This window comes from Frankia sp. CgKIO3 (genome assembly GCF_977946435.1).
Window position 1 is genome coordinate 1 of record NZ_CDWTMO010000134.1, and the last position, 11,744, is coordinate 11,744.

Annotated in this window: 7 protein-coding genes and 1 pseudogene; all 8 read right to left on the reverse strand. The window is 70.0% G+C overall.

Features of this window, described 5'->3' with window-relative positions:
- Nucleotides 1-9 precede the first annotated feature (9 nt).
- Nucleotides 10-2,418 (reverse strand): phosphoketolase family protein, encoded by a 2,409-nt coding sequence (locus tag AC08OJ_RS14740; protein ID WP_476593507.1) that lies wholly within the window; start codon nt 2,416-2,418, stop codon nt 10-12.
- 91 nt (nt 2,419-2,509) lie between these two features.
- Complete coding sequence (thyX, locus tag AC08OJ_RS14745) at nt 2,510-3,307, reverse strand: FAD-dependent thymidylate synthase (RefSeq protein ID WP_462185757.1); 798 nt, start codon at nt 3,305-3,307, stop codon at nt 2,510-2,512.
- 395 nt (nt 3,308-3,702) lie between these two features.
- A complete protein-coding gene (gene hisS / locus AC08OJ_RS14750) occupies nt 3,703-5,034 on the reverse strand; it encodes a histidine--tRNA ligase (RefSeq protein WP_476593508.1) in 1,332 nt (443 codons plus the stop codon).
- A 205-nt stretch (nt 5,035-5,239) separates the two neighbouring features.
- Nucleotides 5,240-6,865, reverse strand: coding sequence for a UDP-glucose dehydrogenase family protein (locus AC08OJ_RS14755; protein WP_476596006.1), 1,626 nt, complete (start codon nt 6,863-6,865; stop codon nt 5,240-5,242).
- An 11-nt stretch (nt 6,866-6,876) separates the two neighbouring features.
- Nucleotides 6,877-7,914, reverse strand: coding sequence for a UDP-glucose 4-epimerase GalE (galE, locus tag AC08OJ_RS14760; protein ID WP_476593510.1), 1,038 nt, complete (start codon nt 7,912-7,914; stop codon nt 6,877-6,879).
- 758 nt (nt 7,915-8,672) lie between these two features.
- Complete coding sequence (locus tag AC08OJ_RS14765; protein WP_476593512.1) at nt 8,673-9,623, reverse strand: UDP-glucuronic acid decarboxylase family protein; 951 nt, start codon at nt 9,621-9,623, stop codon at nt 8,673-8,675.
- A 501-nt stretch (nt 9,624-10,124) separates the two neighbouring features.
- Nucleotides 10,125-10,625, reverse strand: coding sequence for a hypothetical protein (locus AC08OJ_RS14770; protein WP_476593513.1), 501 nt, complete (start codon nt 10,623-10,625; stop codon nt 10,125-10,127).
- A pseudogene (locus AC08OJ_RS14775) lies at nt 10,622-11,744 on the reverse strand (hypothetical protein); the annotation flags it as partial. The gene AC08OJ_RS14770 and the pseudogene AC08OJ_RS14775, both read right to left, overlap by 4 nt.

Consider the following 11,744-nt stretch of genomic DNA (forward strand, 5'->3'; position numbering starts at 1 on the left):
GGGCGGGACTCAGTAGGGCCAGGTCCAGTTCCGGATCTCCGGGGCGTCCTCGCCGTGGTCCCGGGTGTAGGTCCGGGCCGCGAGCCGCGCGTCGACCATCTGCTGCCGGACGTGCGCAGCGCGGGCGCCCAGGCTCGGTACCCGGTCGATGACGTCCGCCACCAGGTGGAACCGGTCGAGGTTGTTCAGCATGACCATGTCGAACGGGGTGGTAGTCGTCCCCTCCTCGATGTAGCCACGGACATGCAGGTTGTGATGGTTGTGCCGCCGGTAGGTCAGCCGGTGGATCAGCCAGGGATAGCCGTGGTAGGCGAAGATGACCGGCCGGTCGGTGGTGAACAGCGCGTCGAAGCGGGCGTGCGAGATGCCGTGCGGATGTTCCGCCTCGTCCTGCAGGGACATCAGGTCGACGACGTTGACGACGCGCACCTTCAGGTCGGGGAAGTGCTGGCGCAGGATGTCCACCGCGGCGAGGGTCTCCAGGGTCGGGATGTCCCCGGCGCAGGCCATCACCACATCCGGCAGCCCGTCGCCGGGCGCGTCGTGGTCGTTGCTGGCCCAATCCCAGATGCCCAGGCCACGGGTGCAGTGGGCGATCGCCGCCGGCATCGACAGGTAGTTCAGCGCCGGCTGCTTGCCGGCCACGATCACGTTGATGTAGTGCCGGCTGCGCAGGCAGTGGTTGCCGACGGAGAGCAGGGTGTTCGCGTCCGGGGGCAGGTACACCCGGACGACCTCGGCCTTCTTGTTCACGACGTGATCGATGAACCCGGGGTCCTGATGGGAGAAGCCGTTGTGGTCCTGCCGCCACACGTGGCTGGTCAGCAGGTAGTTCAACGAGGCGATCGGGCGCCGCCACGGGATGTGCCGGGTGGTCTTCAGCCATTTCGCGTGCTGGTTGACCATCGAGTCGACGATGTGGATGAACGCCTCGTAGCAGGAGAAGAGCCCGTGCCGGCCGGTGAGCAGATAGCCCTCCAGCCAGCCCTGGCACAGATGCTCGGAAAGCACCTCCATGACCCGGCCGTCCACGGCCAGGTGCTCGTCCGTCGGTTCCGTCCCGGCGTTCCAGGCGCGGTCGGTCACCTCGAAGAGCGCAGCCAGCCGATTGGAGGCGGTCTCGTCCGGGCCCATCACCCGGAAGGTGCTCGGATTGGCGGCCATCACGTCCCGTAGGAACGCGCCCAGGACCCGGGTCGGCTCGGCAAGGGTGGTCCCGGGGGCGGTGACGTCGACCGCGTAGTCGCGGAAGTCAGGAAGGGTCAGATCACGCAGCAGCTCGCCCCCGTTGGCATGCGGGTTCGCGCTCATCCTCCGGGGACCGCGAGGGGCGAGCGCGGCGAGTTCGGGCCGCAGGGCTCCGCCGGCATCGAAGAGCTCCTCCGGCCGGTAGGAGCGCAGCCACGCCTCCAGCTGGGCCAGGTGCCCGGGGTTGTCGTGCAGCTGCGCGACGGGCACCTGGTGGGACCGCCACGTGCCCTCGACCGGCAGGCCATCGACGACGGCCGGCCCGGTCCACCCCTTGGGGGTCCGCAGCACGATCATCGGCCAGGTGGGGCGCTCGGTGCGGCCGTGGCGGCGGGCCCGGTCCTGGATCTCGTGGATCTCGTCGACGGCGGCGTCCAGGACGCCCGCCATCCGCTGGTGCACCGCGGCCGGGTCGTCCCCGGCCACGAAGTACGGATGGTAACCGTAGCCACGCAGGAGCGCGGTCAGCTCCTGCTCGGGGATGCGGGCCAGGATCGTCGGATTGGCGATCTTGTAACCGTTGAGGTGCAGGACCGGCAGCACCGCGCCGTCGCGACCCGGGTCGAGGAACTTGTTGGAGTGCCAGCTCGCCGCGAGCGGGCCCGTCTCGGCCTCCCCGTCCCCCACGACGGCGCAGACCACCAGGTCGGGATTGTCGAAGGCCGCGCCGTAGGCGTGGGTCAGCGCGTAACCGAGCTCGCCGCCCTCATGGATGGACCCGGGAATCTCCGGCGCGACGTGGCTGGGGATTCCGCCGGGGAAGGAAAACTGCCGGAACAGCCGCCGCATCCCCGCCGCATCCCGGCCGATCGAGGGGTAGACCTCGCTGTAGGTGCCTTCCAGGTAGGCGTTCGCCACGATGCCGGGACCGCCGTGACCCGGACCGATGATGTAGATGGCGTTCAGGTCCTTTGCCCGGATCACGCGGTTCAAGTGGGCGTAGATGAGGTTCAGGCCGGGAGTCGTGCCCCAGTGCCCGAGCAGGCGCGGTTTGACGTGCTCCGGACGCAGCGGCTCGGTGAGCAGGGGATTGTCGAGCAGGTAGATCTGCCCGACGGACAGATAGTGCGCCGCTCGCCAGTAGGCGTGGATGAGATCGAGCTCCGCCGGGGACAACGGCCCCGCGGCCGGATCCGCGCCGCTCCGCTCGGCGTCGACGACGCTCGTCATCGGCTGTCCTCTTTCTCTTTCTCCCGACAAATCAATGGGCCTCTTTCTCCCGACAAATCAATGGGCGGCCGGCGGCGGGGAGGCCCGGCGCTCAGCCCTCTCCCACCAGCGGGCTGGAGGCGACCTCGGTGCCGTCGTCCAGCGTCGAGATCCGGAAGTCGGCGAACACGTTGGGCGCCACCCGGAGCAGCTCCCGCAGGGCGGCGACGGCAAGCCCGCGGATCTCCACGTCGGCATGCTCGCTCGCCCGCATCCCGATGAAGTGCCGCCACGCCCGGTAGTTCCCGGTGACCACGATCCGGGTCTCGGTCGCGTTCATCAGCACCGACCGGGCCGCCTGGCGCGCCTGCTTGCGCCGTGAGGTGGGCGCGGAAACGTCGGCGAACCGCTTCTCCAGACCTTCCAGCAGACGCCCGTAGGCCTCCAGCGAGGCCGCCGCGGCCTGTTGGAACAGGGCGTGCAGCTCCGGATCGGCTGCGATGACCTCCGGTTCCACCACGGCGGCGTCCCGCTCGGGGACGTAACGCTGGGAGAGCTGGCTGTAGGAGAAGTGCCGGTGCCGAACCAGCTCATGGGTGAGGCTGCGCGACACCCCGGTGAGATAGAGCGATATGGTCCCGTGCTCGAGCACGGACAGATGCCCGACGTCGAGAATGTGCCGCAGGTAGCCGGCGTTGGTCGCGGTCGCCGGATTCGGCTTGTTCCAGCTCTGGTAGCAGGCCCGCCCGGCGAACTCGGCGAGGGCCTGACCGCCGTCGGCGTCGGTGCTCCAGGCCACGTCGTCCGGGGGGATGAACTCGGTCTTGGCGATCACTTGGACCCGAAGCCGCACGGACGTCGGCCCGGACGCCGGTTCGGGCGTCGGCTGCGACACTGCCACCTCCATCATCTGGGCACGGGACCCGTTGCCCGGTCGCTGGCGGACTCCTCCCACGGTAGACGGCGCCCGTCCGCCGGGATACGGGGACCTCACCCGGCGGCGGCATGCACCCGGACGCCAGGCCTGCAATCACCCGACCGGGCCAGCAATCGCCCAACCGGGATCGTGTCGGCATCCACTTACCCGTCCGGTTACCCGATCGACGCGCGGGGATTGGCAGTCACAACCCGCGTGGTACACCGGAGGTGGACGCCTCGTCAGTCCCCAGCGACGAGGAGTCGCAGTGCCCGCCCTCACGGCGTGGCATGGCGCGGCCGGGGATCTCCGCCCCCGTCAATCCCCGGCCGCCCGGCCACGTCACGACGGGCAGCCTCCCGGCGATGGCGCGGCGGCACGCCCGCCGGTCAGCCCGCGGCCGGGGTCCAGGCCGCTGGATCCGCCGCGGACTGGTCCCCGGTGGCCATGTTCTTCACCTCGTGCGCCCGGCCATCGTCGAAGGGCGGGAACCAGACGAATCCGATGCCCTTGCGGGAGGCGTAGCGGACCTGCTTGGCCACCTTGTCCGGCTGGTGGTAGGTCTCCACCCGCAGCCCCCGGGTGCGCAGCTCGGCGGCCGTCGCGAGGGCGGCGGCACGGCGCGGCGCGGAGGGGATCACGACTAGCACGTCGGCGGGGCTGGACGGCCCGGTGGTGAGCAGGCCCTCGGCCAAGAGCTTGGCGAAGATGCGGGTGAGGCCGATCGAGATCCCGACGCCGGGGAGGTTGCGGCGGATGAAGGAGCCGGCAAGGTTGTCGTACCGCCCCCCCGAGCAGATGCTGCCGAAGTCCGGCCAGTCAACGAACTTCGCCTCGTAGACGGTCCCGGTGTAGTAATCGAGACCGCGGGCGATCGAGAGGTCCGCGACCACGCCGCCGGCGGGCAGGTCGGCGAGATCGCCGAGATCATCGAGAACCGCGGCGAGCTCGTCGAGCCCCTCGGAGAGCAGGTCCGACTTCACCCCGAGCCGGCGTACCTCCTCGACGACGCCGGGATCGGAGCCCCGGATGCCCGTGAGCTCCAGGCAGGCGCACACCTGGTCCGGGTCGAGCCCGACCGCGGTGGTCAGCAGCCCCTCCACTCCCGCGAGGCCGATCTTGTCGAGCTTGTCAGCGACCCGGATGACGGCCAGCGGATCGCCGATGCCCAGGCCCTCGTAGAAGCCCTGGAGCACCTTGCGATTGTTAATGTTGAGGGTCCAGGGCGGAACGCCGAGGGTGCCCAGGACCTCATGCACGATGCGGGGAAGCTCCGCGTCGAAGTGCAGGGGCACCTGATCAACATTGATCACGTCGATGTCGCACTGGGTGAACTCGCGGAAGCGGCCCTCCTGCGGACGCTCCCCCCGCCACACCCGCTGGATCTGGTAGCGCTTGAACGGGAACACGAGGTCGTTGAAGTGGGCGGCCACGTACCGCGCGAAGGGCACCGTGAGGTCGAAGTGCAGGCCGAGGCGGGCGCTGTCGTCGTCGGCGTCGGCCTGCAGGCGGCGCAGCGTATAGACCTCCTGGGAGGTCTCCCCCTTCGCGGTCAGCACCTCGAGCGCCTCGACCGAGGGGGTCTCCACCGAGCAGAAGCCGTACCGCTCGAACGTCGCCCGGATGGTGTCGAGCCAGCGCTGCTCGACGAGACGGATCTCGGGCAGCCACTCGGGAAACCCGCTCACGGACAGGGGACGGACGATCGGCGCGTCACTCATCGCCGCGGAATCTCCTCATCATCTCGAACGGACGGGCACCTGCCACCCCGGGCACGGTCAACCGCGAAGCCGGGTGGCAGTCACCGATGTCGAGCGAGGAGACGCATGAGCGACAGCCTATCGCGTGGGGCTCGTTGCCCTCACGGCCGGAGAGCGGTCCCACGGCGGGGATGGGGCCCGTTCCACCGGGCCCCATCCCCGCCGATCACATCGGGTGCCCCGCGCGCGCCTCGACCTCCGCGAGCCGCGCACCCACCTCGCCGCGCTGCTCGGCCGGCGCCGGCGGCGGTCCGTCCCTCCGGTGCCGCTGCTCCGGCAACGAGCTCGGGATGATGCCGGTCGGCCGGCCGGGGGCCAGGTAGACCCATCCGGCCTGGCGCCACTGGTCGGCGTCGAGCGCGTGCCGGGCGTCCACCATGACCTTGCGCCGGACCACGGCCCCGAGCCGGGCCGGGTCCAGGTCGGCGAACTGGCGCCACTCGGTGAGTAGGACCAGCGCATCGGCCCCCTCGACCACGGCCTCGACGGAGTCGCTGTAGGCGAGGCCGGGCAGGGCCCGCCGGGCGTTGTGCGTCGCGACCGGATCCACGACCGTCACCTCGGCGCCGGTCCCGGCCAGCAGCCCCGCGACCGCGAGCGCCGGGGAGTCCCGCACGTCGTCGGAGTTGGGCTTGAACGCGGCGCCCAGCACGACGAGGCGCCGGCCGGCCAGCGTGCCGTCCAGGGCCGCGGTGACCAGGTCCACCACGCGGTCCCGGCGGCGATTGTTGATCTCGTCGATCTCGCGCAGGAAACGCAGCGCCGCACCGACCCCGAGCTCGTCCGCGCGGGCCTGGAAGGCCCGGATGTCCTTAGGTAGGCAGCCGCCCCCGAACCCCACCCCCGGACGCAGGAAGTTCCCGCCGATGCGCACGTCGTGGGACAGCGCCTCGGCCAGCGTCAGGACATCGGCATCGACCGCCTCGCACACCTCCGCCATCGCGTTGATGAAGGAGATCTTCGTCGCGAGAAAGGAGTTGGCCGCCGTCTTCACCAGCTCGGCCGTCGCGTAGTCCGTCACGATGACCGGCACCCCCTGGGCGATCACCGGCGCGAAGGCCGCCCGCAGCGCTCCTTCCGCAGCCGGGGAGGCGACACCGAAGACGAGCCGGTCCGGTCGCAGGGTGTCGGCCACCGCGAAGCCCTCCCGGAGGAACTCCGGGTTCCAGGCCAGCTGGACGCCAGCAAGATCGCTGGAGATGTCGGCGGGTTCGTCCACCTCGTCATGGCCCAGCCCGTCATGGCCCACCTCGACGCGGCCCAACCCGCCGGCCCCCGCCACGCCGAGCGCCGTCTCGTCCGCGGCCGGGCGGTTCGCCGGGGCGAGCTGCGCGATTGTCCGGGCTAGCCCCGCAGCCGTGCCGGCCGGCACCGTCGACTTGCCGACCACGAGGCACGGCCGGGTCAGCAGCGGCGCGAGGCGCTCGATGGCGGCGTGCAAGTGGCCCAGGTCCGCCCCGTAACCGTCGACACGCTGGGGGGTGCCCACACAGACGAAGTGCACGTCGCCGAACTCGGCGATCTCCTCGAAGGAGGTGGTGAAACGCAGCCGTCCGGTCCGGAGGTTCGCGCGCAGGAGGTCAGCGAGGTCGGGCTCGAAGAACGGGATCTCCCCCGCGGACAACCGCTCGATCTTCGAATGGTCGACGTCCACGGCGAGCACCTCGAAGCCGAGCTCCGCCATGCACACCGCGTGGGTGGCCCCCAGATACCCGGTGCCGATGACGGTCAGGCGTGGGCGAGGCCCGGTTCCGGGCCCCGCCGCATCATCAAGGCTGTCCGACGAGCTCATCAGACTCCTCCTCACTCATCGTCGTACCCCCCTGGATTGAGACGCTGAAACTCCCAGGCATCCCGGCACATGTCCGCGACATCCCGGCGGGCTGACCAGCCGAGCGCCGTACGGGCGAGCGCCGCGTCGGCGACCAGTGCGGCGACGTCCCCCGGCCGCCTCGCCACGACGCGGCTGGGGAGATCACGAGCGCAGGCCGCGGAGAAGGCCGCGAGCAGTTCCCGCACGGAGGTGCCAGCGCCGGTCCCGAGGTTGATGACCCGATGTCCCGCCTGGTCATCAAGATGATCGAGAGCGAGTCGATGGCCCTCCGCCAGGTCGACCACGTGGATGTAGTCGCGTACGCCCGTGCCGTCGGACGTGGGGTAGTCGTCGCCGAAGATAGACAGCTCCGGGCGCCGGCCGACCGCCACCTGGGCCAGGTAGGGCATGACGTTATTCGGTACCCCACGGGGGTCCTCGCCGAGCAGGCCCGACTCGTGCGCCCCGGTGGGGTTGAAGTATCGCAGGGACGTCACGTGCCAGGACGGATCCCGGGCGCAGAGGTCGGCGAGGATCTGCTCGCACATCCACTTGGTGCGCGCGTAGGGATTGGTCGGGCGGGCCGGCGTGTCCTCGGCGATCGGTACCTTGGCCGCCGCTCCGTAGATTGCGCACGAGGACGAGAAGACCAGCCGGCGCACGCCGTGCTCCGCCATCACGGAGACCAGGCCCAACGTCGCGTTGACGTTCGTGTCGTAGTACTCCAGCGGGATGTCGACCGACTCGCCGACGGCCTTGAGAGCGGCGAAGTGAATAACGGAATCGATCTTCCATCGGCGGAACACGTCACCGAGCGCCGCCCGGTCACGGACATCGAGCCGCACGAAGTCGATGTCGCCGTCCACCACCTTACGCAGCCTGCCCAGCACCCGTGGTGAGCTGTTGGCGAAGTTGTCCACTCCCATTACCCGATGACCCGCGGCGAGCAGGTCCACCCAAGTATGGGAGCCGATGAACCCCGTCGCCCCGGTCACCAGGACCGTCTCGGCTCGACTCGTCGACGTCATAGCTCGGTTATCCACTTCTTCGTGATCAACTGAAACAACTCGCCACAGGTGCTCCATTCCGGCCCGGAACAACCGATCCCGGCAGCGGGATCAACCCGACGACGGCTAGGATCCGTACCTGGGATCGGCGCCACGACCACGCCCGTCGCGCCGGTGCCCTTCGGCTGGACCGCGCGGTCCCGGCCGTTCGGGCAGCGAACACCGCGATGGGCACGGGCCCGCACTGGGCGGCGAACATCAGGCACAGCAGAACATAATCCCCAGATTGGTGCATCGCCGACCTGGTAGCGGCCTCGGCGATCCCGGGGACGACGGCGATCCCGGTGAACCAGGCGATCGGCGCGAGCAGGAGCCCCGGTCCGGTCACAGCGCCAGCGTCGGGTAGTGCACGGCCGGTGGCAAGAACCGCGCGCACGGCACCCGGGGCCGGCGGTCCACGTCCCGGAAGAAGATGCCCGGGAAGAAGATATGTCCGGGAGGTGGCGGGGCCACGGGAACTCTCGGGTCACCATTGCCGCGGACATCCCGGGCCGGTCGCCGTTCGCCCACGCATCGGCGGCGAAGGCCCCGTCTCGACCTGAGCGCGCACGGCAGGTACGTGGCGCTGACATCCTCGGCGGGTTGCGGACCAATGCCACCGATCTCACGTAACACGGCGGTGCACACGGCGTGGTGCCGGCCATCGCGAGCCCTCCCCCCGCAAACAGAAAGCCACGTCCCCGGAAAGCTCGGTATCCGGGGGGACACCTTGACGCCGGTCAAGCGACCTGACGGCTCTCCGCGAGCTGGCCGGCGAACCAGGAGATCGTCCGGGTGAGCCCGTCATGCAGGCTCGTCTTCGGTTCCCAGCCCAGGAGGGTCCGGGCGAGGGTGATGTCGGGTTGGCGTACCGAAGGGTCGTCCTGGGGCCGCGGGACGAAGGTGATCGGCGCCGTCGATCCGCACAGGTCACGGACGAGCACCGCGGTGTCGAGGATCGACATCTCGTGCGGGTTCCCAATGTTCACGGGCCCGGGCAGGTCCGAGTGCAGAAGTCGGACGATGCCGTCGATCAGGTCGTCGACATAACAGATGGACCGGGTCTGGGTTCCGTCACCGGCGACCGTGATGGGCTCGCCCCGCAGCGTCTGGGAGATGAAGGCCGGAATGGCGCGACCGTCGTCGACCCGCATCCGCGGGCCGTAGGTGTTGAAGATGCGAACAATACCGGTGTCGACGCCGTGCTTGCGCCGATAGGCCATGGCCACCGCCTCGGAGAAGCGCTTGGCCTCGTCGTACACACTGCGTGGGCCGACCGGGTTCACGTTGCCCCAGTAGCCTTCCGGCTGGGGATTTACCTGTGGATCGCCGTAGGACTCCGAGGTCGAGGCGAGCAGGAACCGAGCATTCTTCTGTCGCGCCAGGCCAAGGGCGTGGAAGGTACCGAGCGAACCGACCTTGAGTGTCTCGATCGGCAGCTCGTAGTAATCCACCGGAGATGCCGGGGATGCAAAGTGCAACACGACGTCGACCGGACCGGAAACATAAATAAAATCATTCACATCCCGGTTGACCAGGCGGAAACGTGGATCGGCGAGCAGATGCTCCACGTTCTCCGGCCGGCCGGTGAGGAAGTTGTCGAAACAGATGACCTCGTAGCCGCCGCCCAGTAGGCGTTCACAGAGATGACTGCCCAGAAAACCGGCGCCGCCGGTCACTATCGCACGCACGTCGTGTGCTCCCGGATCTGGAATACAGAGGACCCCGGAGAGTGCCCGTCGATCGCTGTCCGGAGTCCGGCGACGACGGGCGGCCTCCCTTGAGCCATGCGAAGGAGGCGGCGCATCGGATCAGATCGCGCCGCGAGGCCAGGTTGGAGGATCGGGGGAAAGGGGCATCAAATTGATCGGAGATCAGGAGATCAGTGACTGCTCACCCGCCGGGGGCGCTCAGCATGGACGCTGCTGGACCCGTCTCGAATGGCAACAGGATACGAACACCACACTACCCCCCAGTAGTCTGATGGCCGACAACGCCGACTCTCTGCGGCATCGTACACAGGTCATCGACGCGTTAGTACGCGGCCCCGGCTCAGTCTCCCTCCTCGCCGCGGTCAATACGATATAATTTCCTGTCACCGAGGGTGCCCGGCTCCCTCCGGGAGATGTCAATAGCCGTGCCGGATCCACCTGCATTGGATGAGCAATCCACCGCCAGGGGACGGGGCACGGTCACCCGCGGAAGTGCCGCTCGAGGGCGATCGCGTGACGCATCGCGGCGCGTCCCCGGCGGGTGTCCCCGGCATCTCCATAGGAGACCGCGAGCCGGTACCAGCGACGCCATTCGCCCGGCGCCGCCTCCGCCCGACGCTGGGCGAACGCGGCGTCGGCCGATGCGCGGTCGATCCGGCCCGACGGCCGGCGCACGAAAACCGGCTCGTCGGCTCGGGCGCCGGGGTCGGGGTCGAAGCCGCGGGCGGTGCCAGGCTCGACGTCAGCCGTCGCATCCGCGGCTACGTCGAACATCCGGGCAAGCCGCTCGGTATCGCGGCCGAAACGCAGCTCACGCAGGATGACGACGGCGCCGATCAGCGGAAGCAGCACGACACCGAGACCGAGTCCACGGGCCGCCCAGCGATCGTCGCCGAGCAACTGGATTCCCCTCCACCCGATCAGCCCGAGGTAGAAGCCACACGCCGCGACGAGCACGGCCACCAGCCACCGGGCCCTCACCTAGACGCCCCGCCCGATGCCGACGCCACCGGACCGTCCGGATCCAGCCGGATCCGCGCCCCGGGCGCCGCCAAGGTCGCCACAACCAGCCGTCCCGACTCCCGAAGACAACCGAAGAGCGCCACATACAGGGGTCGCGTCGCCGGCAACGGGACTCCGCCGTCGATCTCGTAACGGGTGTTGGTCACCTTACGCACCTGTGCCTGTGAATCATCCGCGCCGACCGGCGGAGCGTCCACCCGCCAGGCGAGCATCATCTCCGTGCAGCCCGCGGGCCAGGTCCACCGTAGCCGGTCGTGCTCCAGCCGCAGGTCCGAAGCGGCGGAAAGCTCGTCGACTGCGGTGCGCGGCGCCGACGGCCGGTCCGGTGCGGCCTCCGGACGCCCGGAGGTCGTCGGCGGCGATGCCCACGGGGACGGGGAGGGGAGCACCCTGTGCTCCCGGGCGAGGGCGGTGACCACCCCCCTCGCCCGGGCGGCGTCAAGCCCGTCCGCCTCCGCCTCGGCGACCAGCGCCGCGGCCTCCACGGGGAGCAGCACGTCCTCCACAAGAACGGCCGCGGCCACCCGCGGGCGCAACCGCTCGGTCGTCGTCACGGCGAGCGCATCGAGGTAGGCGTCCGGCTCGCCGTCGACCAGCAGCGCACCGACCGCGGCCAGGAGATCGTCGAGCAGTGCCCGCCGGCGGTCCGGCCGACGGGCCCGGTTGCGGACGAGCGCCGCATCACGCACCGCTCGGATCTCCGCCCGGCCGGTGCCGGGCCGCACGCCGATCAGGTCGAACAGGCTCCGGGGCGGGGTGCTTCCGGTGATCCGGCCCAGTTCATCGAGATCTGCGCGGACCTGGCCGAGTACCTCGGCGGGGATCGCGCCGGCCGAGGCCTCCGTGGCGGAGCTCCGCGATCCGGCAGGCAGGGCCCGATGACGCCGGATCCGCAGCGTGAACGCGGGGTCGTCGATCCCCTGGGATGCCGCCAGCGCCCGCAAACCGACGATCTTGTCCTCCGGGAGTCCACCGAACCGGGCGACGAGTCGCCCGACCGCGGCGTCCAGGGAGGCGAATCGTTCGTCGTCCCGGGCGGCGCGGGCGGCGGCGACCCGATCCCGCAGCTCTAGGCTT